The organism is Cupriavidus sp. GW821-FHT02F09 (genome assembly GCF_059421605.1).
In genome coordinates, this window is record NZ_JBWKVH010000008.1 from 210081 (window position 1) to 235153 (window position 25073).

The window sequence follows — 25073 nt, forward strand, 5'->3', positions numbered from 1 at the left end:
GTCATGGCATATACATTCGATTTCAGCTCGATCAACGCGACCACGCTGGACGTGCTGGGCGAGGGGATGCTGGTCTCGCTCAAGATCACCGTCACTGCGGTGGTGGTCGGCATCGTCTGGGGCACCATCCTGGCGATGATGCGGCTGTCCTCCGTCAAGGCGCTGAACTGGTTCGCGCAGGGCTACGTCACCATCTTCCGGTCGATTCCGCTGGTGATGGTGCTGTTGTGGTTCTTCCTGATCATCCCGCAGCTGCTGCAAAAGGCGTTCAACCTGTCGCAGGCATCCGACCTGCGCATGACCTCGGCGCTGATTGCCTTTGCCTTGTTCGAGGCGGCGTACTATTCCGAGATCATCCGCGCGGGTATCCAGAGCGTGTCGCGCGGGCAGATGTTCGCCGCGCAGGCCATGGGCATGACCTACGGGCAGTCGATGCGTCTGGTGATCCTGCCGCAGGCCTTCCGCAACATGGTGCCGCTGCTGCTCACGCAAGGCATCATCCTGTTCCAGGATACGTCGCTGGTCTACGTGAGTGCGCTGGCGGACTTCTTTGGCCAGGCCTACGGCATCGGCGAGCGTGACGGCCGCATCGTGGAGATGCTGCTGTTCGCCGGGCTGGTGTATTTCATTATCTGTTTCTCCGCATCGCTGCTGGTCAAGCGTTACCAGAAAAAGGTGGCCGTATGATTGAAATCAATAACGTCTCCAAGTGGTATGGCGCCTTCCAGGTGCTGACCGATTGCACCACCAAGGTCGCCAAGGGCGAAGTTGTGGTGGTGTGCGGCCCCTCGGGCTCGGGCAAGTCGACGCTGATCAAGACCGTCAACGCGCTGGAGCCCTTCCAGAAGGGCGACATCACGGTGGACGGCACCTCGGTGGGCTCGCCCAAGACCAACCTGCCCAAGCTGCGTTCGCGCGTGGGCATGGTGTTCCAGAACTTTGAGCTGTTCCCCCACCTGTCGATCACCGAGAACCTGACCATCGCGCAGATGAAGGTGCTTGGCCGCTCGAAGGAAGAGGCAACGGCGAAGGGCCTGAAGTACCTGGATCGCGTGGGCCTCAAAGCCCAGGCGGCCAAGTTCCCGGGCCAGCTGTCGGGCGGCCAGCAGCAGCGCGTGGCAATTGCCCGCGCGCTGTCGATGGATCCGATCTGCATGCTGTTCGACGAGCCGACCTCCGCGCTGGACCCGGAGATGGTCAACGAAGTGCTGGATGTGATGGTGCAGCTGGCGCAGGAAGGCATGACCATGATGTGCGTGACCCACGAAATGGGTTTCGCGCGCAAGGTCGCCAACCGCGTGATCTTCATGGACCAGGGCAAGATCGTCGAGGACTGCGCCAAGGAAGAGTTCTTCGGCAATATCGAAGCGCGCTCCGAGCGGGCCAGGCAGTTCCTGTCGAAGATCCTGCATCACTGATGCGGGCCGCCGCCCCGCCGCGCCGATGGGTGGCAGGATGCAAGAAGGGACGCCTCGGCGTCCCTTTTTGCATGGCTTGCCCGCAATGGCTCAGGTGCAGTCGCTGTTGGCCGCGTTCTTGGCCTGGACTTCCGGCGGGATCGGCACGGTCAGCGTCATCACCGAGCGGCCTTCCTCGAACATCATCAGCTCGCCGGGCGCGAAGGCGGTCCAGGTTTCGTTGTCGGTCAGTGGCGCGGTGGCGATCACCGCCACGCGGTCGTCGGGCGTGGTGACCTGGGCGAAATCGATCGACAGATCGGCATCGATCAGGTGGGCGGTGGAGAAGGGCCACTGGCGCACGATGTAGTACAGGCGCGTGGAGCAGTGGGAGAACAAGGCCTGGCCATTGGACAGCAGGTAGTTGAACACGCCGTGCTGCGTGATCTCGCGCGTGATGTCCGCCAGCGCGTGGCACAGCTCGTTGAGCGGCGGCTGCGAGCCGGGGAAGCGCTTGCGCAGCCCCTGCATCAGCGTGCAGAAGGCGAGTTCACTATCGGTGTCGCCGACCGGCTGGTAGACCCCAGACAGGAAAGGCGAGAAGTCCTTCAGGTCGCCGTTGTGGGCGAAGATCCAGTGCCGCCCCCACAGCTCGCGCATGAAGGGGTGGCAGTTTTCCAGCCGCACCGTGCCCTGGGTCGCCTTGCGGATATGGGAGATGACGTTCTTGGACTTGATCGGGTAGCGCTTGACCAGCTCAGCCACGGGCGAGGTGCCGGCGGACTGGTTGTCGATGAACAGGCGGCAGGCCTTGTCCTCGAAGAACGCCACGCCAAAGCCATCGGCATGGTGATCCGTGACGCCGCCGCGGGCGGCGAAGCCGGTAAAGGAGAACGTCACGTCGGTCGGCGTGGCGCAGTTCATGCCGAGCAGCTGGCACATGGCGGGCACCGGACCGGCAGCAGGCTGCCGGATTGCAATAGAATGTTCCATTATCCGGCCTGCCCGGGTTATCTGCCAAGCGCAGCGCGTTTTTCCCCGATTTCAATACCATTCAGCGGGCCCTCGAGACATGAGCAAATACAAGATCGCAGTCATCCCCGGCGATGGCATCGGCACTGAAGTGATGCCTGAGGGCCTGCGCGTAATGGACGCCGCCGCGCGCCGGTTCGGCATCGACATGCAGTTCGATCACTTCGACTTCTCCAGCTGCGACTACTACGCCCGCCACGGCAAGATGCTGCCGGACGACTGGTTCGACACCCTGGTCAAGTACGACGCCATCTACTTCGGCGCGGTGGGCTGGCCGGACGCCGTGCCCGACCATGTCTCGCTGTGGGGCTCGCTGCTGCAGTTCCGGCGCTCCTTTGACCAATACGTCAACCTGCGCCCGGTGCGGCTGATGCCCGGTATCCGCAGCCCGCTGGTGGACCGCGACGGCAATGCGCGCAAGCCGGGCGACATCGATTTCTACGTAGTGCGCGAGAACACCGAGGGCGAGTACTCCAGCATCGGCGGGCGCATGTTCCCCGGCACCGAGCGCGAGGTGGTGATCCAGGAAACGGTGATGACGCGCACGGGCGTGGACCGCATCCTCAAGTTCGCCTTCGAGTTGGCGCAAAAGCGTCCGGCCAGGCATCTGACCTCGGCTACCAAGTCCAACGGCATCTCCATCACCATGCCGTACTGGGACGAGCGGGTGGAGGCCATGGCTACCCACTACCCCGGCGTGAAGGTTGACAAGTACCACATCGACATCCTCACCGCGCACTTCGTCCAGCATCCGGACTGGTTCGACGTGGTGGTCGCCAGCAACCTGTTCGGCGACATCCTGTCCGACCTGGGGCCGGCCTGTACCGGCACCATCGGCATCGCGCCCTCGGGCAATATCAACCCCGACCGCACCTTCCCCAGCCTGTTCGAGCCGGTGCATGGCTCTGCGCCGGACATCGCAGGGCGCGGTGTGGCCAACCCGATCGGCCAGATCTGGTGTGGCGCCATGATGTTGGAACATCTGGGCCAGCCGGAAGCCGGCGCGGCCGTGCTGGGCGCCATCGAGAAGGTGCTGTCGGCCGGGCCGGAGCATGCCCCGCTGACCCGCGACATTGGCGGCAAGGCTGGCACGGCCGACCTGGGCCAGGCCATCGCGCAAGCGCTGTGAGCACGACCGCCCAACCTTTGCCGGTCGCCGCGGCCGACGCGCGTGCCCTGCTGCTCGATAGCTTCCATGCCGCGGTGGCGGCAGCGGATCCGCTGCGCATCGTGGCGGACCACCTGCCGTCGCCCCAGGCTGGCGGGCGTACCCTGGTGGTAGGCGCCGGCAAGGCTGCGGCCTCGATGGCGCTGGCCGTGGAGCGGGCATATGCCAGCCAGAACAGCGCGGTGCAGCTCGACGGGCTGGTGGTGACGCGCTACGCCCACGGCCTGCCGACCGAACACGTGCGCGTGATAGAGGCCGGCCACCCGGTGCCGGACGAGGCCGGCGAGCGCGCCGCGGCAGAGATCTTGGCGCGGGCGGGCGAGCTCGGGCCGGATGACAGGCTGATCGTGCTGGTGTCCGGCGGCGGCTCCAGCCTGCTGTCGCTGCCGGCCGAGGGCATCGGCATGGCGGACCTCAAGGCCACCACGCAGGAGCTGCTGCGCTGCGGCGCTCCCATCACGGACATGAATATCGTGCGCAAGCACCTGTCGCGCATCCAGGGTGGGCACCTCGCCCAGGCTTGCCGCGCGCCGGTGACCACGCTGATCGTGTCGGACGTGGCCGGGGATGACCCCAGCGCCATCGCCTCCGGCCCCACCGTGCCCGACGCCAGTACCTACGCCGATGCCCTGGCGGTCCTGCGCCGCTACGGTGCGGTGGTCCCGCCCGTGGTGCAGGCTTACCTGGAGCGCGGTGCGCGCGGCGAAGTGGCGGAAACGCCCAAGCCTGGCGATCCGCTGTTCGCGCGGGTTGAGAATCGTGTGATTGCTACCGCCCACGGCAGCCTGATGGCGGCAGCGGATCACTTCCGCGCGCGCGGCATCCAGCCGGTGGTGCTGGGCGACACGGTGACTGGCGAGGCGCAGGAAGTTGCCCGGGTCTACGCGGCGCTGGTGCGCGAGATACGCGCGTACAATGCGCCATTCGCGGTGCCCGTGGTGCTGATTTCCGGTGGTGAGTGCACCGTCACGTTGCCGCAGGGCGGTGGCGGGGCGGCTGGAAAGCCCCGTGGCGGACGGTGCTCGGAATTCCTGCTGTCGCTCGCCCTGGAGCTGGATGGCGTTGATAATGTGTACGCCATCGCGGCGGACACCGACGGCATCGACGGCTCCGAGGATAATGCCGGCGCGTTGCTGGACCCGTCCACGCTCGCGCGTGCGCAGGCTGCCGGTGCACCGGCGCGCGCCCGGCTCGATGCGCATGATGCCTGGGGTTTCTTCGAAGCCGCCGGCGACCTCGTGGTGACGGGCCCCACGCGGACCAATGTGAATGACTACCGCGCCATCCTGATTCTGTAATCCCTGATAAGCGCCAGCCGCGACTGCCGGCCGGCCCCCGAAAGCCATGACCCAGACTCTCACCATTACCCGCCCGGACGACTGGCACCTGCACCTGCGCGACGGTACGGCCCTCGCCGCCGTCCTGCCGGATACCGCCCGCCAGTTCGCCCGCGCCATCATCATGCCCAACCTGAAGCCGCCCGTGACCACGGTTGCGCAGGCCGCGGCCTACCGCGACCGCATCCTGGCCGCGCTGCCGGCGGGCATGGCGTTCGAGCCGCTGATGACGCTGTACCTGACCGACAAGACTACCGCCGAGGAGATCGTCGCTGCCAAGGCCAGCGGCTTCGTGCACGGGGTGAAGCTGTATCCGGCCGGTGCCACCACCAACAGCGATGCCGGCGTGACCGACCTGCGTCACTGCGCGGCAGCGCTGGAAGCCATGCAGCGCGTGGGCCTGCCGCTGCTGGTGCACGGCGAAGTGACCGATCCGGCGATCGACATCTTCGACCGCGAAGCCGTCTTCATCGACAAGGTCATGACGCCGCTGCGCCGCGATTTCCCGGCGCTCAAGGTGGTGTTCGAGCACATCACCACCAAGGATGCGGCCGAGTACGTGCGCGACGCGGAAGGCCCCGTCGCCGCCACCATCACTGCGCATCACCTGCTGTACAACCGCAACGCCATCTTCACCGGCGGCATCCGCCCGCACTATTACTGCCTGCCGGTGCTCAAACGCGAGACCCACCGCGAAGCCCTGGTGGCCGCGGCCGTGTCCGGCAGCGAGCGCTTCTTCCTCGGCACAGACAGCGCGCCGCACGCGCGCGGGCTGAAGGAACATGCCTGCGGCTGCGCCGGCTGCTATACCGGGCTGCACGCCATGGAGCTCTACGCCGAGGCCTTCGAAGCCGCCGGTGCCCTGGACAAGCTGGAAGCCTTCGCCAGCTTCAACGGCCCGGCGTTCTACAGCCTGCCGCGAAATAGCGGCACGCTCACCCTGGTCCGCGAGGCGTGGGAACTGCCAGCCGAACTGCCCTATGGCGACACCACGCTGGTGCCGCTGCGCGGCGGCGAGACGCTGCATTGGAAGGCCCGCTAAGCCGCACTGGCGAAGTGCAAGTGCAAGCAGAAAGCCAGGTCCGGCTGGCGCTGGCTGCGGCGGTGGCGCAGATCGACTGGGCACAGCCGTGGTTCCGGCCGTTCGCCACCATCGGCTCGGCGCTGGGCAGCGCGTTGCGAGGCGGCGCCGACCTGCGCGCCGTCCTCAGCGAAGTGGCCACGCAGCGCGCGCTGCGCAACGCCCGCGGTGTGCCGCTGCGTTTCGTTGCGCAAGCCGAATTGCCCGCCGGCACGGCCTACGAGGCACATATTTACGCCACCGGCGCCGTGCCGACGCGCGACAACTTGCACGATTTCTTCAATGCGCTCATCTGGCTGCATTTTCCCCGTTCCAAACGCGTGCTGAACCGGCTGCAGGCCCACGCTATCGCGGTGGCGGGCGTGCAGGGCCGCCGTGGCAGCCTGCGCGATGCCGCGACCTTGTTCGACGAGAACGCCATTCTGTTCCTGAGTGCCGACAGTGGCCTGGAGTTCGTTTTGCGCGGTTTCGGCTGGGAGCACCTGTTCGTGGCGCGGCGGGATGTCTGGGACGGTAGCGAGCATGCCGGCAGCCGTGACAGCACCGCCCGCTGCAGCGTGGTGCCCTTCGGCCACGCCTTGCTGGAGAAGCTGGTGCGGCCCTATAAGGCCCTGACCGCGCATGCATGGCCGCTGGCCGTCCCGCCGGCTGCAGGCGCCGCGCTCCCCGGCTCGCTCGACGATTCCGTGTGCGCCTCGTTGGAAGCGGCCGAGCTGCACAGCGGCCGCTTTGCGCCGTTGCCGGTGCTGGGCATTCCCGGCTGGTGCGAAGCCAATCGCGATCCGGCCTACTACGCGGATACCACGGTGTTCCGTCGCGGGCGCCGCGCGCAGGCCGCATGAGGGTGGCCGGTTCGTGGCCAAACGGTGTTAGACTGCGGGCCGCAAAGCAGGCCAGACAATCGCTGCTTGCACCCTCGTGGTGCAAGGGGAGGAAAGTCCGGACTCCATAGGGCAGGGTGTTGGCTAATAGCCATCCACGGCAACGTGCGGAATAGGGCCACAGAGACGAGTCTTGCCATCGGGTTCGCCCGATGGGAAGGGTGAAACGCGGTAACCTCCACCTGGAGCAATCCCAAATAGGCAGGCATTGAGGCGGCCCGCTGAGCCTGCGGGTAGGGAGCTTGAGCCGGTCGGTAACGACCGGCCTAGAGGAATGATTGTCACGTGCCGGCAACCGCAAGGAAGCCGGCGCGCACAGAATCCGGCTTATCGGCCTGCTTTGCTTCTGATTCTTTAGCGTGGCGCGCACCCATCCCAATTGGGGGCGCCACCGCCGGCTCCCCCGGGGCTGGGCAGGCGCCAGGCGCCTACACCTCTACAATTTCCATCGTGTGCGTGATTTCCGCCGTCTTGGCCAGCATGATGGAGGCCGAGCAATACTTGTCGTGCGACAGGTGGATGGCACGCTCGACCGCGCCGGGGTTCAGGTTGCGCCCGCTCACCGTGAAATGGAAGTTGATCTTGGTGAACACCTTCGGGTCTTCGCTGGCGCGCTCCGCTTGCAGCTTCACGCTGCAGCCGCGCACATCCTGCCGGCTCTTCTTCAGGATCAGCACCACGTCATAGGCGGTGCAGCCGCCGGTGCCCAGCAGAACCATTTCCATCGGACGCGGGGCAAGGTTGTGGCCGCCGCCCTCGGGCGCACCGTCCATCGCCACGATATGGCCGCTGCCCGTCTCGGCCACGAAACTCATGCCGTCGGTGCCCATCCAAGTTACTTTGCATTCCATTTTGTTCGATCCTGCGTTCTAGTGAGTGCGTATTCGATCATGAACACGCGATTTCAAAGCTTGCTTTTTGAGTATAGGCCACTTAGCTAGAAGCGCCGTAACTCGACAATTTTCCCGAAAACTGAAGCTTTCTTCTAAGATGACAGTGCTGTGACAACACGATCAATCATTAAGTTGTTGATTTTATTATATAAAAAATCTCCCTGTGCCTCTTGATGGTTTTTCACAATGCGGAACAACATTTCGCACTGCAAATTTCCTTGCGCTGGGAGAGCGCTCATGTATAATTTGAATCATTGAACGACGGCGCACAACACGGCGCAGAGTGCGAAAGCGAATCGGATGGTTTCAGCCACATTCGCCGGCCCGCACCACGATCCAGCCCCGTCGATCTCCCGGTGTCTCCTCCACCCTCCTCCTTTGGTGGATTCAAACCCAAGCTCAATAGCTTGGGTTTTTTTTATTCTGCGCCAGCCAGGCCGGATGCACATCCTGCTGTGAAGTGCTTCATGGCTTGCTTTTATGCTGTTTGCTGCCATTCCGGATGGCGAGCAGCGCACGGAGCGGCACCATCTTGGCGTTCTTCCCTAACTTTCCTTGTGCTCCGGCCTCAGTCCGCAGTATACTCGTAGGCTTTTCCGTCATGCCCGCGGGAAGGAATTCAGGGAGAGCCTGCACATACAAGCAGGAAGGTCAGATCCTAAGGGTCGGCCGACGACGTAAAGTCAATGTTTCGGGCAGGTTCTACAAGTCTCAGGAAAAATCATGAAGACCTTTTCCGCAAAGCCTGCAGAGGTTAAGCGCGACTGGTACGTGATTGACGCGACGGACAAAGTCCTCGGCCGTGTTGCCAGCGAAGTGGCACGCCGACTGCGCGGCAAGCACAAGCCGGAATTTACTCCGCACGTCGACACGGGTGATTACATCATCATCGTCAACGCAGGCAAGCTGCGTGTCACGGGTACCAAAGAAACCGACAAGAAGTACTATCGTCACTCGGGTTACCCGGGCGGCATTTACGAAACGACGTTCGGTAAGATGCAGCAACGTTTCCCGGGCCGTGCCCTGGAAAAAGCTGTGAAGGGCATGTTGCCGAAGGGCCCGCTGGGCTATGCGATGATCAAGAAGCTGAAGGTTTACGCCGAAGCCGAGCATCCGCATGAAGCGCAGCAGCCTAAAGCGCTGGAAATCTAAGGGGGCCATCCATGATCGGAAATTGGAATTACGGTACTGGCCGCCGCAAGAGCGCAGTGGCTCGGGTCTTCATCAAGTCGGGCAAGGGCGATATCATCGTCAATGGCAAGCCCATCAATGAGTATTTCGCTCGCGAAACCTCGCTGATGATCGTGCGCCAGCCGCTCGAACTGACTGCCAACGCACAGACCTTCGACATCAAGGTCAACGTCACTGGCGGCGGTGAAACGGGTCAAGCCGGCGCAGTGCGCCACGGCATCACCCGTGCACTGATCGACTACGATGCCACCCTGAAGCCGTCGCTGTCCAAGGCCGGTTTCGTCACGCGCGATGCGCGTGAAGTGGAACGTAAGAAGGTCGGTTTCCACAAGGCGCGTCGTCGGAAGCAATTCTCGAAGCGTTAATGTGTGTTCGGCGGGTCCGGTTCAACCGGATCTGGCCGTTCAGAAAAAACCGCACGGTTCGCCGTGCGGTTTTTTTTTCGCCGCTAGCGCCGGTGAAGGCGCGTGCAATGCCGCGCAACGGCAGGCTATCACCACGTTTTACAAATACTTTGCATCTCCCCGGATACAATCCCTGCTCTTGCCGTCCGGAGAACCCGACCATGATGCATTGGATGCGATGGCCTGCCGACCTGCACCGCGCCCGCCTGACGGTGCCGCGAGCCCGCGGCGCATGAAGTATCGCGTGCTGCGCCCGCGCCGGGGCTCGCTATCCGGGAGCCTGGCGGTGCGTTCGCATCTGCCGTGGCCGCTGCGCGTGCTGGGCGCCGCCGCGGCGCTCGTCGTCGTGCTCGTGGTGGTGGTGGTCGCCGCGCGTTGGGCGTACGACGCTGGCCGGCGGCTGACGGGTGCGCCGGATATGACGGCGGAAAACAAGGCGCTGCGCGAGCAGGTGGCGGCGATGACGGCTCAGCACGAGCGCTTGCAGGCGGTGGCCAACACCGCCGAGGCGCAGTTGCAGATGGCCCGCAGCGCCCAGGAGGCGCTGGCCGGGCAGTTGAAGACGGCGGAAGGCGAGGTCGCTCAACTCAAGGAAGACCTGGCATTTTTCGAGGGCCTGCTCCCGGCCAGCGGCAATACGTCCGGCATCCATGTGCGGAGTTTTCGCGTGGGTCTTGATGAAGCCGACCCACTGAAGATGCACTATCGATTGCTGATAATGCAGGGTGGATCCAAGGCTTTTTCATCCTTGCCGGAGTTCCGCGGTGAGTTACAGTTGGTCGTTTCGCTGTTGCGGGATGGCAAGCCGGTCACCCTGAGCCTGCCGGAAAATGGCGCCGGTTCGTTGCCTGGCCTGCAGGTCACGCACTACCAGCGGATCGAAAGTGCCTTTGCGCTGCCTGCCGGCGCCACAGTGCGGGCGGTCACGGTACGAATTTTGCAAAACGGTCAGTTGCGCGCGACCCAGACGGCCATGCCGTGAGGGTGCGCTGGGCCAGCAACGAAAAAAGGGACCTATGTTGTTTTCCAAAAAGAAGGGCTTGTCGATCGATACCCTGATTGGCCAGCACAGCGTGATCCAGGGCGACCTGACGTTTTCGGGTGGCCTGCGCCTGGATGGCCGGGTACGCGGCAACGTGACGGCGGCTGCCGACCAGGCGAGCATGCTGGTCATCAGCGAAAAAGGCGTGGTCGAGGGCGAAGTCCGGGTCGGGCACCTGATTCTCAACGGCACGGTCACCGGGCCTGTGCACGCGACCGAGCTGCTGGAGCTGCAACCGCACGCCCGCGTGCAGGGCGAGGTGCACTACGCCGCGCTGGAAATGCACCAGGGGGCATTGGTGGAGGGCCGTCTCGTGCCGCTCGGCAATGCGCAACCCAAGGCGCTGCCCAACCTGGTTCTGGCATCCGGCACGCAAGAATCCGCCTGATACGGCACCCGTGGCCTGGTTGCATCAACAGAACCCCTTGAATTCACGGGGTTTCGGCACGATCTTCCCGGAGCGCTTAAAATACAGGCGTATCTACATAGGAGAACCCCATGAACGCAGTCGCAGAGGCACCCGTTACCGAGGACATGCCGGCCCCGTTCGTCTTTACTGACAGCGCTGCCGACAAGGTCAAGCAGTTGATCGAGGAAGAGGGCAATGCCGATCTGAAACTGCGCGTGTTCGTGCAGGGCGGCGGCTGTTCCGGCTTCCAGTATGGCTTCACCTTCGACGAAGAGGTGAACGAGGACGACACCACGCTGGACAAGAATGGCGTCACGCTGTTGATCGATTCGATGAGCTACCAGTATCTGGTGGGCGCCGAGATCGATTACAAGGAAGACATCAACGGCGCACAGTTCGTGATCAAGAACCCCAACGCAAGCACCACCTGCGGTTGCGGCTCTTCGTTCTCGGTATAAGGCTCGCAAGGGCGCCGCGGCTTCCGACAGGTTCTCGCGGCAATAAAAAAGCGCACTTTGGTGCGCTTTTTTATTTATGCGTCCCGGCGCCAGACCACCGGGAACCAGTCCTCGCGCATCCGCTCGCCGCTGGCCAGGCCGATTCCGGGGAAGGGCGGCGAGGTGCGGCCAGGCCGCTCCAGGTAGCGCACGTCGTCGCCCAGGAAGCGTGCCGAGAAGGCGCGGCGGCGTCCCGTGCCGGTATTGCCCGCGGCACCATGTACCGTGCGGAAGTCGAACACCACGGCATCGCCCGGCTCCAGCTCCGGTATCAGGATTGTGTGGCTGCCGTCGTCCACGTCCGGCATCTCCATGAAGCGGTCGCTGCCAGCATAGAAATTCTCATTGCTGGCCCAGCGCTTGGGCCTGACCAGTTTGGGCCAGCGGTGCGAGCCCAGCACCACGCGCAAGGTATTGGCGGTGGTGACAGGGTCCAGTGGGATCCAGTAGCTCGCGGTCTGCAGGCCATCCACGCAGTAGTAGGGCAGGTCCTGGTGCCACGGTGTGGGCTTTGCCGTGCCCGGTTCCTTGACCAGGATGTGCTCGTGGAACACCTGGACGGCCTCGGCCTGCATGATGTGGCCGGCGATGGCTGCGGCCGGTGAGCGCCGGATGAAGTCGGCGAACGGCTGGATGCGCTCCCAGTTGCAGTAATCCTCGAAAAAGCGGCCGCGCTCACCGCTGCCGACGTTCTCGATGGCAAAAGGGCCCGGCTTCGCGAGATTCTGCTCGAATCCTTCGCGTAGCGGCGTCACCCAATCAGTGAAGGCGCCGCGCAACACCAGGGCGCCGTCGCGCTGGTAGGTCTCGATTTCGGTTGCGGTGATGTGCATGAGGGTCCCGTGGATGGCTGGCTTGGGACGAGTATCGGGGCAGCATGGCAATAGGAAAAGAATATATTTCCTATGCTGTAGTATAGGAAATCATGATTGGATTCTCCTTCCGCCAGCTCGAGTATTTTGTCGCGGCCGCCGAGCACGGCAGCATCAGCGCGGCTGCCCGTGCGCGCCACGTATCGCAGCCTTCCGTGTCGCAGGCCGTGGCGCAGCTTGAGGAAACGCTAGGCGAGACCCTGTTTCGCCGCCAGGTCAGCCGCGGTCTGGAGCTGACGCCGGCTGGCCAGCGCCTGCTGGGCCGCGCCCGCGACATCCTGGCGCTGGCCGCCGGCCTGGCAACCGATGGCGTGGACCAGGCACAGGCGTGCGGCCTTAGCGGGCAACTGTCGCTGACGTGCTTCCAGGATCTTGGCGCCTACTACGCACCGCGGCTGCTGGCCGGCTTCCGGCGGCTGCATCCGCATGTTGCCGTGACGCTGTTCGAGGCCGACCTGGCCACGGTGCATCGCACGCTCGCTGCCGGCAAGGCGGAACTGGCGCTGACCTACGATCTCGGCTTCGACCAGCGCATTGCGCGCTGGATACTTGCCCGGCTTGCGCCTTACGCGCTGCTGCACCCCGGCCATGCGCTGGCCGCCCAGCAAAGCGTAAGTCTGAAAGACCTTGCTGGCGAACGGCTGATCCTGGAGGATATTGCGCAAACACGTGAGTACTTCCTCTCGCTGTTCTGGGCGCACGGCTTGCGCCCGCAACTGCACCAGTACACGCAGACCTTCGAGATGCAGCGCGGCCTGGTGGCGCACGGCTATGGCGTGGCGCTGTCATGCACGCGCCCCGCGGGCGACCACAGCTATGACGGGCAGCCCATCGTTTGCTTGCCGCTGCGCGAGGCCGTGGCGCCGCAGCGCGTGGTGCTGGCGCGTTCGCCAGCCATGCGGCCTTCGCCCGTCGCGCAAGCGTTTATCCAGTGGGTTTGCGAGGCAGGCCACGCCGAGCCGGCGTGAGGGTGGCGAGGTGTGGCTATCGAGGGTAGAGCGCGCCCAAGACACGCGGGCCGGCCGCGCCAGTGACGGTAGGCACATTGCCCGGCGCCCCGTGCAGCATCTGCCGCGCCAGCCACGCAAAAGCGATGCCCTCCACCTGTGATACCGGAACGCCCAGTTCGTCCGAGCTTTGCACCGTGACAGCGGGCAGCGCCTGCGCCAGCAACGCCATCACCAGGCGGTTGCGGGCGCCGCCGCCGCACACAATCAGCCGCGCCGCGTCGGGCGCGTGCTGCTTGACATCGCGGGCGATGGCTTCGGCGCTCAGCGCGGCCAGCGTGGCCTGCACGTCGGCGGGATCGAGTGCCGTGCCGTGCTGGGAAAGATGATTTTCCAGCCAAGCAGGATGGAACAGGTCGCGGCCCGTGCTCTTGGGCGGGGCCACGCTGAAATAAGGCTCGGCCAGCAGGCGCGCCAGCAGCGCCTGGTCGACCTTGCCGCTGGCGCCCCAGGCGCCGTCGGCGTCGTAGGCCAGGCCGTGATGCCGGTCGATCCAGTAGTCGAGCAGCACGTTGCCCGGGCCGCAGTCGAAGCCGGTGACCGGCCGCGCCGCGCCGCCTTCGCTGGCGGCGGGCAGCACGCTGATATTGGAGATTCCGCCGATATTGCAGGCCACCCGTGTCTGGGCGGCGTCGCCGAACAGCGCCTGGTGCACCGCCGGTACCAAGGGTGCGCCCTGGCCGCCGGCCGCCACGTCGCGGCTGCGGAAATCCGCCACCACGTCGATGCCCGTCAACTCTGCCAGCAGCGCGGGTTGCTGGCTCTGGCGGGTATAGCCGATGCCGTCGTACAAGCCGGGCCGATGGCGCACGGTCTGGCCGTGCGCACCGATTGCCGCGATGGCCTCCGGCGCCAGCCCGGCATTGCGCAGCAGGGTTGCCACGCAAGCCGCATAGACGCGCGCCAGCCCATTGGCGGCCAGCGCCTCGCGGTGGATTTCATCATCGCCGGGCTGCTGCAGCGCGCTGAACGCGTCGCGCAGTTCGGCCGGGAAGGACTGGAAGGCCGCCGCCAGCACCGTGGGCCGTGGCCCCGAGAAATCGACCAGCACGCCGTCCGCGCCGTCCATGCTGGTGCCGGACATGATGCCGATAAAGCAGTCTGGGGACGAAGTTGGCATGCTGGGCAGGCTCGATGGATCAATTGCTGGCCGAAGCCACGTTGTAGGTACGCAGCGCGTTGATGCGGCTGAGCATCTCGCTGGTATAGCTCAGGAACTGCTGGCGCGCCGGGCCGGACAGAGCGGGCGTGTCGAGCGCGGCGATGGCCAGCGGGTTCAGCGGCACATCGTTGACGCGGAACTCGTAGTGCAGGTGCGGGCCGGTGGCCCAGCCGGTCTGGCCGACGTAGCCAATGACCTCGCCTTGCGACACATGCTGCCCGCGCTTCATCGTGGCAAAGCCGGACAGGTGCGCGTAGTAGGTGGAGTAGCCGCTATGGTGCTTGAGGATGACGATGTTGCCGTAGCCGTTCTGCTGACCGACAAACTCGACTTCGCCGTCGCCGGTGGCCATCACCTTGGTGCCCGTAGGTGCGGCAAAGTCCACGCCCTTGTGCTGTGCCCAGTGGTGGTGCAGCGGATGGTCGCGCCCGCCAAAGCCCGACGACACGCGCGAGAACTCCACCGGCGAGCGCAGGAACGGCCGCTTCATGCTGCGCCCGTCAAAGGTGTAGTATGCGCCCTGCTTGCTGCCTTCCGGTGCGTACCAGAGCGCCTGGTGCAACTGGTTGTGGTTGATCAGCTCGACCGCCATCACGCGCCCGTTGCGCACGAACGCACCGTCGCGGAAGCCCGCTTCGTAGACGATGCGGAAGCGGTCTCCGCTGGTGATGTCATGGTGGAAATCGATCACGCCGGAGAAGATCGATAGCATCTGCTGGACGATCTCGTCGGGCACATTGGCCGCGTCCATGGCCTTGAAGAAACCACCCGAGGCAATGGCGCCGGACAGCATCTCATAGTGCAGCTCGTTCTTCACCGACTGCACGCGGGCCTTGTAGACCGGATCGGCAGGGTCGCCCGCGCGTTCGATCACCAGTTCGCGGGAGGCGTTTGCGTCACCACCGAGATTGGCTTGCAGCGACACCAGCAGGTTGTTCTCGTCAACCTCGGCCTGCACTGTCTGGCCGGGATTGAGGTCGAACAGGCCGCGCGCGGTGGTGTTGCGGCGGATAAAGGCCTGCGCATCGGGGTCGTCCACACCGAGCCGCTTGAGCAGGCTGGCAATGGTGTCGCCGCGCTGCATGCGCTCTTCGCGCACAAAGGTGGCGTCGGTTTCGGTAAGCTGTTCGAGTTGCGTGCGTAGATCGGGCAGGCGTATCGCCTCCCGGACACGCGGAGCCTGGGGGTCGTCGAAGGCGCTACGGGGGGCCACGCCCATGGCGGCTGCCATGCCCAGCGTGAACACCGTACCCACCGCCGCTGTCAACTGCTTGCGCCGACGGGCGTGCAGGGCATTGGTAGGATCGACCAGAACCACCAGCTCCCGCGCGAAAACTTCGCGGAGTCTGGACCACATCACGTAAAATTCACTCTTTGTTTCGGGCTGCGTTGCCGCGACGATTTTTTGCCTCGTCTGCCTTCCTCCCCGGAGGTGCGGCGCCTGCCATATTGGTTTGCCGCCTAGAATGGCGGTTGGCCCACGGGAACAATCCCGTTTGCACAAGAAGCGCGGATTATACCAAAACCGGCCGCAAGCCGTTTTGTGCCGCGGTCTGAATTCTCATGTTTTTCAAAGACTTACGTCATGACTGAAGTTTCCTCCGGCGCTGCCACTTCCTACCCCCTCACGCCCACCGTGATGCACGCCCTGGAGGTGTCCAAGCGCGGTTGCGACGAACTGCTGGTCGAATCCGAATGGCTGGCCAAGCTCGCGCGCAGCGAGGCCACCGGTGTGCCGCTGCGCATCAAGCTGGGGCTGGACCCGACCGCGCCCGATATCCATATCGGCCACACGGTGGTGCTCAACAAGATGCGTCAGTTGCAAGACCTGGGCCACCAGGTCATCTTCCTGATCGGCGATTTCACCTCCACCATCGGCGATCCGTCCGGGCGCAACGCCACCCGTCCTCCGCTCACGCGCGAGCAGATCGAGGCCAACGCCCAGACCTACTACAGCCAGGCGAGCCTGGTACTGGATCCGGCCAAGACCGAGATCCGCTACAACAGCGAGTGGTGCGATCCGCTGGGCGCGCGCGGCATGATCCAGCTGGCGGCCAAGTACACCGTGGCGCGGATGATGGAGCGCGACGACTTCACCAAACGCTTCCGCACTGGGATTCCGATTTCGGTGCATGAGTTCCTTTACCCGCTCATGCAGGGCTACGACTCCGTCGCGCTCAAGGCCGACCTGGAACTGGGCGGCACCGACCAGAAGTTCAACCTGCTGGTGGGCCGGGAGCTGCAGAAGGAATACGGCCAGGAGCAGCAGTGCATCCTGACCATGCCGCTGCTGGTGGGCCTGGATGGCGTGGAGAAGATGTCCAAGTCCAAGGGCAACTACATCGGCGTGACCGAAGCCCCGAGCGAGATGTTCGGCAAGCTGATGAGCATCTCGGATGACTTGATGTGGAAGTACTACGAGCTGCTGTCGTTCCGCCCCATGAGCGAGATCGACCTGATGAAGCAGGAGATCTCGCTGGGCCGTAATCCGCGCGACTGCAAGGTGATGCTTGGCCAGGAGATCGTCACGCGCTTCCACAGCGCGGCCGATGCCGACCGCGCGCTCGAGGATTTCAACCACCGCGCGCGCGGCGGCGTGCCCGACGAAATCCCCGAGGTCAGCCTTTCCGGCGCACCGCTGGGCATCGGCCAGTTGCTCAAGCAGGCCAATCTGGTGCCGTCCACGTCGGAAGCCAACCGCAATATCGAACAGGGCGGCGTCAAGATCGACGGTACCATCATCAGCGACAAGGGGCTGAAGGTCGAGGCCGGCAGCTACGTCGTGCAGGTGGGCAAGCGCCGCTTCGCACGCGTGACGCTGGCTTGAGGCCGGGCAGGAACGGCTCATGATTGCGTTGATCCAGCGGGTCGCCCAGGCCCGCGTCACTGTCGATGGCCGCACCACCGGGGAGATCGGCGCCGGGCTGCTGGCGCTGGTCTGCGCCGAGCGCGGCGACGCCGAAGCGCAGGCCGAACGCCTGCTCGCCAAGCTGCTGGCCTACCGTGTGTTCTCCGATGAGGCCGGCAAGATGAACCTGCCCGTGCAGGACATCGATGGCCGTGGCACGCGCGGTGGCCTGCTGGTGGTGTCGCAGTTCACGCTGGCCGCCGATACCAACAGTGGCACGCGGCCCAGTTTCACCCCGGCCGCGGCGCCCGCCGATGGCGAACGCCTGTACAACCATTTCGTGGCGCGTGCGCGCGCCGCGCACGGCGAGGTGCAGACCGGCGAGTTCGGCGCCATGATGCAAGTCAGCCTGGTCAACGACGGTCCGGTCACCTTCTGGCTGCGCGTGCCGCCGGCCGCGCCGTCCGCCCACTCCCAGCCAGCCCAGGCCAGCCGCTGATGCGGCGACGGCCTGACCGGACATGACCCAGGACATGACCCAGACAGTCACCCTCTACATCGCCACCAGCCTCGACGGCATGATCGCTTCGCCGGATGGCAGCGTGGACTGGCAACTGGCGGCGCACCGCGCCTTCGACGACGGCCTGCTGCAGCTCAGCTACCGCCGCCGCACGTCACCGCCGGGACCGGCCTTGGCCTGATCCCGCATGCCGCGCAGTGCGCGGCGCAACCCAGCAAGGAGAGAAACATGAAGCTCTGGAGCAAGGCATTCAGCGACAACGGGCCGATTCCGATCGAGTTCGCTTTCGGTGCGATCGACCCCGCCACCCACGTGACGCTGTCGAGCAACCGCAATCCCGACCTGCACTGGGACGAGGCCCCGGCCGAGACGCGTTCCTTCGTGCTGATCTGCCACGATCCGGATGTGCCCAGCCGTGGTGACGACGTCAACCAGGAAGGCCGCGAAGTGCCCGCTTCGCTGCCGCGCGTGGACTTCTTTCACTGGGTGCTGGTGGATATTCCGATGGGGCTGCGCACCATCTCCGCGGGCACCCACAGCGATGGCGTGATCGCGCGTGGCAAGCCGGGCCCCGAGGCCACCGGCGGCACGGCCGCGGCAGGTGGGCTGCGCCACGGCCTGAACGACTACACCGGCTGGTTCGCCGGCGACCCGGACATGAAGGGCGACTACTACGGTTACGACGGCCCTTGCCCGCCGTGGAACGACAGCCTGGTGCACCACTACGTGTTCACCGTCTATGCGCTCGACCTGGACCGCCTGCCGCTAGAGGGCACCTTCACCGGCGCCCAGGTGCGCGAGGCCATCCAGGGCCATGTGCTGGCGCAGGCTGCCTACACCGGCACCTATACCCTCAACCCGAATCTCGCCGGCCAGCCGGCGAAGTAAGCACGGGCCGCGCGGCGCGCAAGCGCTGCGCGCCCGGGGGCGCCATGACAGCACAGCGTAGCGCCGCCAAGATCGCCTAAAGGAAACGGCATGTCGCAATTGCCCGGGCCGCATTCGCTGGCCTTCACCCACCTGATCCTGATCCGCCACGGCGAGACAGCATGGAACCGCGAGCGGCGCCTGCAAGGCCAGCTCGACATTCCGCTCAACGCCACCGGCGTGGCGCAGGCGGATGCCCTGGCCCAGGCGCTGGCGGTCGAGCCGATCGATGCGGTCTACGCCAGCGACCTGTCGCGCGCGATGCAGACGGCGGCGCCGCTGGCCGAGGCGCTCGGCCTGGCGGTGCAGCCCGATCCCCGCTTGCGCGAGCGCTGCTACGGCTCGCTCGAAGGCATGACCTACGCGGAAGTGGCCGAGCAGCTGCCCGAGGATTTCGCCAGGTGGCAAGCGCGGGTTCCCGACTACGCGCCCGATGGCGGCGAGTCCTTGCTGGCGTTTCATGAGCGCGCGGTGGAAGCCGCGCTGGCGCTCGGGCGCCGCCATCCCGGCGAGCGCATTGCCCTGGTGGCCCACGGCGGCGTGCTGGACTGCCTGTACCGCGAAGCCAATGACATGACGCTGGAGGCGCCGCGCCGGCACGAATTGCTCAATGCCAGCATCAACCGGCTGCGCTGCGACAGCGTGCGGCTCACGGTCATGCAATGGGCGGACGTGGGCCACCTGGAAGCGCTCACCCTCGACGAAGTCGACCGCAGGGTGCCCTGAGCCGCGCTGGCTGCGCCAGGCGCGTCTTACACCCGCAGGCGGAAGGGCGTGAAATCGGTATTGCGGTCGTAGTAGTCTTCGCGCTCGGCGCGCTTGAGGAAGTTCACCACCTTGTAGGTGACCGGCGTCATCACCACTTCCCACGTGGTCTTGAGGAAGTACTGGGCAATGGCGACCTGGATCATTTTCTCCAGCGGCCAGATGCCGTAGAAGGCGATCACGTAGAACAGCGAGGAATCGACCAGCTCGCCGGCCAGCGTGGAGCCGATGGTGCGGGTCCACAGCCAGCGGCCGTTGGTCCACAGCTTCATCTTGGCCAGCACATAGCTGTTGGTGAAGCTGCCGCAGCAGAACGCGATCAGCGAGCCCAGCGCGATGCGCCAGGTATTGCCGAAGACGTCTTCCAGGCTCTTTTGGTAATCGCTCATGAAGGGCGCCACCGGCATCTTCAGCACCACCAGGCTCATGAAGGTGGCGAACGCCAGCGCCGCGAATCCGGCCCAGACCACGCGGCGATCGCGCCCGTAGCCGTAGACCTCGGTCAGCACGTCCCCAAAAATGTACGAAATCGGGAAGAACAGCACGCCCGCGCCGAAGGTCACCGGGCCGATCACCGGCAGCGTGACCTGGGCCGCCTTGGCCGCGCCGATCAGGTTGGAGCACAGCAGGACCGTGACGAAAGCCACCATCACGAGATCGTAGTAACGATAGACGCGCCCGCTGTGGGCGGGCGTGGCGCTTGACATGGTCATCGGGGTGTTCCAGGGGCGATTTTTGGGCGATTATGCCAGCCGCGCCGCCGCCTTGCCCCGCCACACTGTAGACGAGCGCGTGCCCTGGCCGGGTCGCCCCGGGCCAGGGCTGCCTGCGCGGGCTGCGGCTAGATGTTCAGCTTGCTGATCTTGGAGCCGTCCAGCGACACATCGAACATCAGCCCGGCATTGGTCTGCACGAAGCCGATCACAGGCTGCTGCCCGGTGATCGTATCGAGTTTGCCGTTGGCACCGACCTTGGCTAGCGCCACGCCGGCATCCGCACCGACCGTCCAGCCGCTGCTGTTGACGAACTTGTTGTAAGCATCGGGCGTCATGAACATCAGCACCACCGATTTGGACTGGCCGCCGGCGGTCGCGCCGACCGAGGCCGAGGTGGTGCGGTAATAGCTCACCGAGGCGCCCTTGGAGCGCAGCACGCCCTCGCCGTATTCGCCGCCGACCACCAGCCCTGCCGACAGCACTCGCGGGAACACGAGGATGCCCTGGGCGCGTGAGGCCAGCTCGCGCGAGCTGTCGACCGTCGCGAACAGCCGGTTGAGCGCCCCGTCGGCACCCGCGTCGATCTCTTTCTTCTTGGCCGCCGCGTCGGTTGGCGCATTGGTGCCGGTGGTGGTGCAGCCAGCCGCGAACGCGGTGGCCACGACCAGGCCCGAGCCCGCCAGCCGGCTGACAAAGTGGCGTCGATTCATGTGCTCTCTCCTGTCTGGGATCAGTTAGCCGGCCGTCGGGCATCTGCCGTCAGTTGTCGCCTTGCCTTGGCGGTCGGGGCTAAGTCATTGTGGACAAGGAGGAAGCAGCCAGCAATGCACGACAAAAGAATTGTCTGCGGGCCTCGAAACTACTTAATGCGGGTTTCGATGTGCGGGTTTCGATGTGCGGGTTTCGATGTGCGGGTTTCGATGTGCGGGTTTCGATGCCGCTCAGGCCGGGGCCGAATCGCTCTCGCCGGGCGCCGCCAGCCCGAAGTGCCGGTAGGCGGCGGCCGTGGCCATGCGGCCCCGCGGCGTGCGCTGCAGGTAGCCCTGCTGGATCAGGAAGGGCTCGAGCACGTCCTCGATGGTGTCGCGCTCCTCGCCGATGGCAGCGGCCAGGTTATCCACGCCCACCGGGCCGCCGCTGAACTTGAGCAGGATCGCTTCCAGCAGCTTGCGGTCCATCAGGTCGAAGCCGACCGCGTCCACGTCGAGCATGGCGAGGGCGGCGTCCGCGATAGTGCGAGTGATGTTTCCGTCTCCTTTGACTTCCGCGAAGTCGCGCACGCGGCGCAGCAGCCGGTTGGCGATCCGTGGCGTGCCGCGCGCGCGGCGTGCGATTTCCAGCGCGCCCAGCGGGTCGATGCGGGCACCCAGCAGCTGGGCGGAGCGCGTGACGATGCGCGACAGCTCCTCGGCGGTGTAGAACTCCAGCCGCGCCACGATGCCGAAGCGGTCGCGCAGCGGGTTGGTCAGCATGCCCGCGCGGGTAGTGGCGCCGACCAGCGTGAAAGGTTGCAGGTCCAGCTTGACCGAGCGTGCGGCCGGGCCTTCGCCGATCATGATGTCGATCTGGTAATCCTCGAGCGCCGGGTACAGGATTTCCTCGACGACCGGGGACAGCCTGTGGATTTCGTCGATGAACAGGACGTCGTTGGCTTCCAGGTTGGTCAGCAGCGCCGCCAGGTCGCCCGGGCGTTCCAGCACCGGGCCGGAGGTCTGGCGCAGGTTGACGCCCATTTCGCGAGCGATGATGTGCGCCAGCGTGGTCTTGCCCAGCCCCGGCGGCCCGAACAGCAGCACGTGATCGAGCGCTTCGCGCCGGTTGCGCGCGGCGTGCATGAAGATGTCGAGCTGGCCGCGCACTTTTTCCTGGCCGACGTATTCGTCGAGCAGCTTGGGACGCAGCGCCCGCTCGAAGGCCTCCTCGTTGGGGGAGACGGCGGTGGGGGCGATCACGCGATCGGCGCCCCGCTCGGTGGCTAGCTTGTCGGTTTCGATCATGTTACGGATGCGGGCAAAGTGGTTGGATTGTAGCCCTTCCGGGCATGGCGCCGGACGCGCGAGCCCTGCGCCGGCCGCGCAGGCTCAGCGCCGGGAGCCTCCTTGGCCCGGCCGGGTCAACCCTTGGATAGCGATTTCAGCGCCATCTTGATGCCGTCGGACACGCCGGTGCCTGCGGGCACCTGCTTGATCGCCAGCGCCGCCTCTTTCTCCGAGTAGCCGAGCGCAAGCAGCGCGTTGAGGATGTCGACGGCGTTGTCGTGCACCGGCGTGCTGCCGGGTGCTGCCCCAAGCTCGGCGCCCAGCTTGCCTTTGAGTTCGAGCAGCAGGCGCTCGGCGGTCTTCTTGCCGATGCCCGGCACGCGCGTCAGCCGTCCGGCTTCCTGCAGCGTGATGGCCTGCGCTAGTTCGCTGACCGACATGCCGGATAGCACCGCCAGCGCCATGCGCGCGCCGATGCCGGTGATCTTGATCAGCTCGCGGAAGGTGTTGCGCTCGGTGGCGCTGCCAAAGCCGTACAGCAGGTGCGCGTCCTCGCGCACGATCTGCTGGGTCAGCAGGGTGACGGGATGGCCGACGGCGGGCAGGTTGTAGAAGGTGCTCATCGGCACGTCAATCTCGTAGCCGACGCCGTGGCAATCGACCAGCAGGTGCGGGGGATTCTTCTCGATGAGGGTGCCGGCGATGCGTCCGATCATGGTGTAGTGTCTGCAGCGAATTACGGCGCGCGCGCCGGGATGGGAAGGGAGTGCGGCGGCCAGCGCGGGGAAAGGCCCGCCATCGCGAAGGCCGCCAGTGTAGCCCAGCGTGCGGCGTACCGGCGCGGCCGGGCTGCATTAGCTATCGGCTATCGGCTATCTGCTATCTGCTATCTGCTATCTGCTATTGGCCCAGCGTGTCCACCGCCTGGCGTCCCAGCGCGGGATCGTCGGTGAAAAAGCCGTCGATGCCGGCGGCGAGGAAGGCTTGCACCTCGCGCACCATGCCGCTGGGGCTGCGCGTGGCATCGTCGCCGCCGGTGCGCAGGTTGCGCGGCAGGAAGGTGTTCTCGGGACGGAAAGTATAGGGATGAACCAGCAAGCCTGCCGCATGCGCGTTGCGCACCAGCGCGGTCGGCGTGCCGAGGTTGCCGTTGGCGTCGCGGGGCACCACGCTGGACTTCTCCGGGCCGATGCCGTTGGCGTAGCTGGCCACTTCGCGCAAGCCGATCGGCGTCATCATGTCGGCGTAGGTGCGGGTGTCGCCAGCCAGGCGCCAGTCGGCAGGCCGGTTCTTCGCGCCGCCCATCAATTGGATCAGCTTCACATTCGGCATGCCCTGGGCCAGGCGCTGGCGCATTTCGCGCAAGTTGCCGGTCTCGAAGGACTGCACGAACACCGGCGCGCTGCGCGTGTACGCATGGGCTTGCAGCGTGGCCACCAGCTTCTCCTCCAGCGGCAGGCCAATGCCGCGGAAATAGCTCGGGTGCTTGGTTTCCGGGTACAGGCCGATCACGCGGCCGCTGCGTTGCGATGCCTTGGCCACCAGATCGATGATTTCGTCGAAGGTGGGAATCTCGAACTTGTCGTTGTACTGGGTATTGGCCTTGCGCACCTGCGCAATACGCTCGCGCGCGCGCAGCGTCTTGAGCTCGGCCAGCGTGAAGTCTTCGGTGAACCAGCCATCCAGGCGTTCGCCGTCGATTACCTTGATGCGCTTGCGGCTGGCGAACTGGGGCAGCTCCGCCACGTTGGTCGTGGTGCCGATCTCGTTCTCGTGCCGGGCCACCAGTACGCCGTCGCGCGTCATCACCAGGTCTGGTTCCACCACGTCGGCACCGTCGTCGATGGCGCGTTGGTAGGACGCCAGCGTGTGTTCAGGGCGCAGCGCGCTAGCGCCGCGATGCCCGATCACCAGCGCCTTGGGCACGGCCGGGGCTGGGGCCGGGGCCGGGGCTGCCGGGACAGTGGCCACGGGCGGCGGCGCGGCGCAGCCGGCGAGAACCGCGGCGGCCAGCGCGGACAACAGCGCCGGCAGGCGAGCGGAGCGAGGCGGATTCAAGGCGCGGAACGCGCGAGGCGAGCGGAGCATGCGGCATCCTTTGACGGGCGATCGCTCGATTGTAAGAGACTTGAAGGTGCAAGCGGCTGCCTGGCCGCCTGGGCTCGCTCAGCCGATCAGGCGCCCACGCCGTACCCGCATGCCCTTGCGCACCAGGTCCGGGGCCAGCCCGGTCAGGGCGGTGAGCGTGTTGCTGCCATTGGCATGGCAGATTGCCATGCCCAGGGCGTCCGCCGCATCGGAACTGGGGCGTCCCGTCAGGCTCAACAGGCGCATCACCATTTCCTGCACCTGCTCCTTGTTGGCGCGGCCGTAGCCGACCACCGCCACCTTCAACTGAAGTGCCGTGTACTCGAACACCGGCAGGCCATGCGTGACCAGCCCGCAGATCGCCGCGCCGCGGGCTTGGCCCAGCAACAGCGTGGATTGCGGGTTGACGTTGACGAATACCTTCTCGATTGCAGCGCAATCGGGCGCGTAGGTGCGGGTGACTTCGCTGATGCCGTCGAAGAGGGTTTTCAGCCTTGCCGGCAGGCCGCTGTCGCCGTCGCTCTTGATGGTGCCGGAGGCGATGTAGGTTAGCTTGTTGCCGTGCTTTTCCAGCACGCCGAAGCCGGTGGTACGGAGGCCGGGGTCGATGCCGAGGATACGCATGGGGGTCGGGCTCGGCTTTTAATGGGTGATGGGGGATTGTAACGTTGGGAGGGGAGGGGCGACTGTTACTGCTACTGCTACTTCGATTGCAACGGCCTGAAGTCAAAAGCAACTGCAATTGCAACTGCAGTTTCACCACCCCTGCGGGGCGGCGACTGTGGTGGTCAAGTAAACCTGGACACTTTCTCAGGCAGCTTCCACCTTTAAATCCTCGTACTCGGCCGGCGGCATGT

Annotated in this window: 28 protein-coding genes and 1 other RNA gene; 18 read left to right on the plus strand and 11 right to left on the minus strand. The window is 65.4% G+C overall.

Features of this window, described 5'->3' with window-relative positions:
* Window positions 1–3 precede the first annotated feature (3 nt).
* Window positions 4–687, plus strand: a complete 684-nt coding sequence (gltK, locus tag AC07XB_RS12500) for a glutamate/aspartate ABC transporter permease GltK (RefSeq protein WP_492375710.1) — start codon at window positions 4–6, stop codon at window positions 685–687.
* The gene (locus AC07XB_RS12505) at window positions 684–1418 is read left to right on the plus strand and encodes an amino acid ABC transporter ATP-binding protein (RefSeq protein WP_150987966.1); all 735 of its coding nucleotides are present in this window, start codon (window positions 684–686) and stop codon (window positions 1416–1418) included. Before gltK ends, AC07XB_RS12505 begins: the two co-directional genes overlap by 4 nt.
* A gap of 90 nt (window positions 1419–1508) precedes the next feature.
* Here the strand turns inward: AC07XB_RS12505 and AC07XB_RS12510 are convergent, their stop codons facing one another.
* A complete protein-coding gene (locus AC07XB_RS12510; RefSeq protein ID WP_492375709.1) occupies window positions 1509–2339 on the minus strand; it encodes a class II glutamine amidotransferase in 831 nt (276 codons plus the stop codon).
* Between the two features lie 130 nt (window positions 2340–2469).
* Here AC07XB_RS12510 and AC07XB_RS12515 point away from each other — a divergent pair, with 130 nt between their 5' ends.
* The 5 genes from AC07XB_RS12515 (at window position 2470) to rnpB (ending at window position 7242) form a co-directional block, all read left to right on the plus strand.
* Window positions 2470–3558, plus strand: coding sequence for a tartrate dehydrogenase (locus AC07XB_RS12515; RefSeq protein ID WP_492375708.1), 1089 nt, complete (start codon window positions 2470–2472; stop codon window positions 3556–3558).
* Window positions 3555–4895 (plus strand): glycerate kinase type-2 family protein, encoded by a 1341-nt coding sequence (locus AC07XB_RS12520; RefSeq protein WP_492375707.1) that lies wholly within the window; start codon window positions 3555–3557, stop codon window positions 4893–4895. Before AC07XB_RS12515 ends, AC07XB_RS12520 begins: the two co-directional genes overlap by 4 nt.
* Window positions 4896–4941: 46 nt before the next feature.
* Complete coding sequence (gene pyrC, locus AC07XB_RS12525; RefSeq protein WP_492813567.1) at window positions 4942–5976, plus strand: dihydroorotase; 1035 nt, start codon at window positions 4942–4944, stop codon at window positions 5974–5976.
* A 14-nt stretch (window positions 5977–5990) separates the two neighbouring features.
* Entirely contained in the window at window positions 5991–6857 is an 867-nt protein-coding gene (locus AC07XB_RS12530; protein WP_492830551.1) for a DUF3025 domain-containing protein, read from the plus strand.
* A 43-nt stretch (window positions 6858–6900) separates the two neighbouring features.
* Window positions 6901–7242: RNase P RNA component class A (rnpB, locus tag AC07XB_RS12535), an RNA gene on the plus strand.
* 82 nt (window positions 7243–7324) lie between these two features.
* Here rnpB and AC07XB_RS12540 read toward each other — a convergent pair.
* Window positions 7325–7747: an OsmC family protein gene (locus AC07XB_RS12540; protein WP_150987978.1), complete on the minus strand. Its 423-nt coding sequence runs from the start codon at window positions 7745–7747 to the stop codon at window positions 7325–7327.
* Window positions 7748–8512: 765 nt separating this feature from the next.
* Here AC07XB_RS12540 and rplM point away from each other — a divergent pair.
* From rplM to erpA, 5 genes are all read left to right on the plus strand, one after another.
* On the plus strand, window positions 8513–8941 hold the full coding sequence (rplM, locus tag AC07XB_RS12545; protein WP_006156415.1) for a 50S ribosomal protein L13: 429 nt from the start codon (window positions 8513–8515) through the stop codon (window positions 8939–8941).
* Window positions 8942–8952: 11 nt separating this feature from the next.
* Window positions 8953–9345: a 30S ribosomal protein S9 gene (rpsI, locus tag AC07XB_RS12550; protein WP_006156414.1), complete on the plus strand. Its 393-nt coding sequence runs from the start codon at window positions 8953–8955 to the stop codon at window positions 9343–9345.
* 271 nt (window positions 9346–9616) lie between these two features.
* Window positions 9617–10366: a DUF6776 family protein gene (locus tag AC07XB_RS12555; RefSeq protein WP_492375704.1), complete on the plus strand. Its 750-nt coding sequence runs from the start codon at window positions 9617–9619 to the stop codon at window positions 10364–10366.
* A gap of 34 nt (window positions 10367–10400) precedes the next feature.
* Window positions 10401–10814 (plus strand): bactofilin family protein, encoded by a 414-nt coding sequence (locus tag AC07XB_RS12560; RefSeq protein WP_174427448.1) that lies wholly within the window; start codon window positions 10401–10403, stop codon window positions 10812–10814.
* Window positions 10815–10924: 110 nt separating this feature from the next.
* Window positions 10925–11293, plus strand: a complete 369-nt coding sequence (gene erpA, locus AC07XB_RS12565) for an iron-sulfur cluster insertion protein ErpA (RefSeq protein WP_017225530.1) — start codon at window positions 10925–10927, stop codon at window positions 11291–11293.
* Between the two features lie 74 nt (window positions 11294–11367).
* Here the strand turns inward: erpA and AC07XB_RS12570 are convergent, their stop codons facing one another.
* Entirely contained in the window at window positions 11368–12165 is a 798-nt protein-coding gene (locus tag AC07XB_RS12570; protein WP_492813568.1) for a phytanoyl-CoA dioxygenase family protein, read from the minus strand.
* Between the two features lie 92 nt (window positions 12166–12257).
* Between AC07XB_RS12570 and AC07XB_RS12575 the strand changes: the two genes are divergently transcribed.
* Window positions 12258–13172: a LysR substrate-binding domain-containing protein gene (locus AC07XB_RS12575; RefSeq protein ID WP_492830552.1), complete on the plus strand. Its 915-nt coding sequence runs from the start codon at window positions 12258–12260 to the stop codon at window positions 13170–13172.
* A gap of 16 nt (window positions 13173–13188) precedes the next feature.
* Here AC07XB_RS12575 and AC07XB_RS12580 read toward each other — a convergent pair whose 3' ends face one another.
* Both AC07XB_RS12580 and AC07XB_RS12585 read right to left on the minus strand, forming a co-directional pair.
* Window positions 13189–14331: an anhydro-N-acetylmuramic acid kinase gene (locus tag AC07XB_RS12580; protein ID WP_492375701.1), complete on the minus strand. Its 1143-nt coding sequence runs from the start codon at window positions 14329–14331 to the stop codon at window positions 13189–13191.
* Window positions 14332–14350: 19 nt separating this feature from the next.
* Window positions 14351–15730, minus strand: a complete 1380-nt coding sequence (locus AC07XB_RS12585) for a M23 family metallopeptidase (RefSeq protein WP_043343687.1) — start codon at window positions 15728–15730, stop codon at window positions 14351–14353.
* Between the two features lie 228 nt (window positions 15731–15958).
* On the opposite strand from AC07XB_RS12585, the gene tyrS reads away from it, so the two are divergent.
* The 5 genes from tyrS (at window position 15959) to AC07XB_RS12610 (ending at window position 19394) form a co-directional block, all read left to right on the plus strand.
* Window positions 15959–17200 carry a tyrosine--tRNA ligase gene (gene tyrS / locus AC07XB_RS12590; RefSeq protein WP_492813569.1) on the plus strand — a complete coding sequence of 414 codons (1242 nt, stop codon included), beginning with the start codon at window positions 15959–15961 and terminating at the stop codon, window positions 17198–17200.
* Window positions 17201–17219: 19 nt separating this feature from the next.
* The gene (dtd, locus tag AC07XB_RS12595) at window positions 17220–17720 is read left to right on the plus strand and encodes a D-aminoacyl-tRNA deacylase (RefSeq protein ID WP_492813570.1); all 501 of its coding nucleotides are present in this window, start codon (window positions 17220–17222) and stop codon (window positions 17718–17720) included.
* 34 nt (window positions 17721–17754) lie between these two features.
* Window positions 17755–17922 (plus strand): hypothetical protein, encoded by a 168-nt coding sequence (locus AC07XB_RS12600; protein ID WP_492375698.1) that lies wholly within the window; start codon window positions 17755–17757, stop codon window positions 17920–17922.
* A 47-nt stretch (window positions 17923–17969) separates the two neighbouring features.
* Window positions 17970–18629, plus strand: coding sequence for a YbhB/YbcL family Raf kinase inhibitor-like protein (locus AC07XB_RS12605; protein WP_492830553.1), 660 nt, complete (start codon window positions 17970–17972; stop codon window positions 18627–18629).
* Between the two features lie 90 nt (window positions 18630–18719).
* Window positions 18720–19394, plus strand: a complete 675-nt coding sequence (locus tag AC07XB_RS12610; RefSeq protein WP_492375696.1) for a histidine phosphatase family protein — start codon at window positions 18720–18722, stop codon at window positions 19392–19394.
* Between the two features lie 26 nt (window positions 19395–19420).
* Here the strand turns inward: AC07XB_RS12610 and AC07XB_RS12615 are convergent, their stop codons facing one another.
* From AC07XB_RS12615 to ruvC, 6 genes are all read right to left on the minus strand, one after another.
* A complete protein-coding gene (locus AC07XB_RS12615) occupies window positions 19421–20146 on the minus strand; it encodes a queuosine precursor transporter (RefSeq protein WP_492830554.1) in 726 nt (241 codons plus the stop codon).
* A 128-nt stretch (window positions 20147–20274) separates the two neighbouring features.
* Window positions 20275–20859, minus strand: a complete 585-nt coding sequence (locus AC07XB_RS12620) for a BPSL1445 family SYLF domain-containing lipoprotein (protein WP_492375694.1) — start codon at window positions 20857–20859, stop codon at window positions 20275–20277.
* Window positions 20860–21090: 231 nt separating this feature from the next.
* Entirely contained in the window at window positions 21091–22146 is a 1056-nt protein-coding gene (gene ruvB / locus AC07XB_RS12625) for a Holliday junction branch migration DNA helicase RuvB (RefSeq protein ID WP_043343714.1), read from the minus strand.
* Between the two features lie 116 nt (window positions 22147–22262).
* Window positions 22263–22844 carry a Holliday junction branch migration protein RuvA gene (gene ruvA, locus AC07XB_RS12630; RefSeq protein ID WP_150988018.1) on the minus strand — a complete coding sequence of 194 codons (582 nt, stop codon included), beginning with the start codon at window positions 22842–22844 and terminating at the stop codon, window positions 22263–22265.
* Window positions 22845–23028: 184 nt separating this feature from the next.
* Window positions 23029–24216, minus strand: coding sequence for a glycerophosphodiester phosphodiesterase (locus tag AC07XB_RS12635; protein WP_492830555.1), 1188 nt, complete (start codon window positions 24214–24216; stop codon window positions 23029–23031).
* 78 nt (window positions 24217–24294) lie between these two features.
* Window positions 24295–24840 (minus strand): crossover junction endodeoxyribonuclease RuvC, encoded by a 546-nt coding sequence (gene ruvC, locus AC07XB_RS12640; RefSeq protein WP_174427462.1) that lies wholly within the window; start codon window positions 24838–24840, stop codon window positions 24295–24297.
* Window positions 24841–25073 lie beyond the last annotated feature (233 nt).

Excerpts from the sequence above, each read along its gene's own strand:
- dtd (WP_492813570.1), top strand. The coding sequence starts at position 17,220 with ATGATTGCGTTGATCCAGCGGGTCGCCCAGGCCCGCGTCACTGTCGAT.
- rplM (WP_006156415.1), top strand. The coding sequence starts at position 8,513 with ATGAAGACCTTTTCCGCAAAGCCTGCAGAGGTTAAGCGCGACTGGTAC.
- ruvC (WP_174427462.1), bottom strand. The coding sequence starts at position 24,840 with ATGCGTATCCTCGGCATCGACCCCGGCCTCCGTACCACCGGCTTCGGC.
- tyrS (WP_492813569.1), top strand. The coding sequence starts at position 15,959 with ATGACTGAAGTTTCCTCCGGCGCTGCCACTTCCTACCCCCTCACGCCC.
- AC07XB_RS12560 (WP_174427448.1), top strand. The coding sequence starts at position 10,401 with ATGTTGTTTTCCAAAAAGAAGGGCTTGTCGATCGATACCCTGATTGGC.
- AC07XB_RS12620 (WP_492375694.1), bottom strand. The coding sequence starts at position 20,859 with ATGAATCGACGCCACTTTGTCAGCCGGCTGGCGGGCTCGGGCCTGGTC.
- AC07XB_RS12575 (WP_492830552.1), top strand. The coding sequence starts at position 12,258 with ATGATTGGATTCTCCTTCCGCCAGCTCGAGTATTTTGTCGCGGCCGCC.
- AC07XB_RS12635 (WP_492830555.1), bottom strand. The coding sequence starts at position 24,216 with ATGCTCCGCTCGCCTCGCGCGTTCCGCGCCTTGAATCCGCCTCGCTCC.
- AC07XB_RS12580 (WP_492375701.1), bottom strand. The coding sequence starts at position 14,331 with ATGCCAACTTCGTCCCCAGACTGCTTTATCGGCATCATGTCCGGCACC.
- pyrC (WP_492813567.1), top strand. The coding sequence starts at position 4,942 with ATGACCCAGACTCTCACCATTACCCGCCCGGACGACTGGCACCTGCAC.
- AC07XB_RS12600 (WP_492375698.1), top strand. The coding sequence starts at position 17,755 with ATGACCCAGACAGTCACCCTCTACATCGCCACCAGCCTCGACGGCATG.
- AC07XB_RS12555 (WP_492375704.1), top strand. The coding sequence starts at position 9,617 with ATGAAGTATCGCGTGCTGCGCCCGCGCCGGGGCTCGCTATCCGGGAGC.
- AC07XB_RS12540 (WP_150987978.1), bottom strand. The coding sequence starts at position 7,747 with ATGGAATGCAAAGTAACTTGGATGGGCACCGACGGCATGAGTTTCGTG.
- gltK (WP_492375710.1), top strand. The coding sequence starts at position 4 with ATGGCATATACATTCGATTTCAGCTCGATCAACGCGACCACGCTGGAC.
- erpA (WP_017225530.1), top strand. The coding sequence starts at position 10,925 with ATGAACGCAGTCGCAGAGGCACCCGTTACCGAGGACATGCCGGCCCCG.
- AC07XB_RS12585 (WP_043343687.1), bottom strand. The coding sequence starts at position 15,730 with ATGTGGTCCAGACTCCGCGAAGTTTTCGCGCGGGAGCTGGTGGTTCTG.
- ruvA (WP_150988018.1), bottom strand. The coding sequence starts at position 22,844 with ATGATCGGACGCATCGCCGGCACCCTCATCGAGAAGAATCCCCCGCAC.
- AC07XB_RS12605 (WP_492830553.1), top strand. The coding sequence starts at position 17,970 with ATGAAGCTCTGGAGCAAGGCATTCAGCGACAACGGGCCGATTCCGATC.
- AC07XB_RS12615 (WP_492830554.1), bottom strand. The coding sequence starts at position 20,146 with ATGACCATGTCAAGCGCCACGCCCGCCCACAGCGGGCGCGTCTATCGT.
- AC07XB_RS12610 (WP_492375696.1), top strand. The coding sequence starts at position 18,720 with ATGTCGCAATTGCCCGGGCCGCATTCGCTGGCCTTCACCCACCTGATC.
- ruvB (WP_043343714.1), bottom strand. The coding sequence starts at position 22,146 with ATGATCGAAACCGACAAGCTAGCCACCGAGCGGGGCGCCGATCGCGTG.
- rpsI (WP_006156414.1), top strand. The coding sequence starts at position 8,953 with ATGATCGGAAATTGGAATTACGGTACTGGCCGCCGCAAGAGCGCAGTG.
- AC07XB_RS12515 (WP_492375708.1), top strand. The coding sequence starts at position 2,470 with ATGAGCAAATACAAGATCGCAGTCATCCCCGGCGATGGCATCGGCACT.
- AC07XB_RS12570 (WP_492813568.1), bottom strand. The coding sequence starts at position 12,165 with ATGCACATCACCGCAACCGAAATCGAGACCTACCAGCGCGACGGCGCC.
- AC07XB_RS12505 (WP_150987966.1), top strand. The coding sequence starts at position 684 with ATGATTGAAATCAATAACGTCTCCAAGTGGTATGGCGCCTTCCAGGTG.
- AC07XB_RS12510 (WP_492375709.1), bottom strand. The coding sequence starts at position 2,339 with ATGTGCCAGCTGCTCGGCATGAACTGCGCCACGCCGACCGACGTGACG.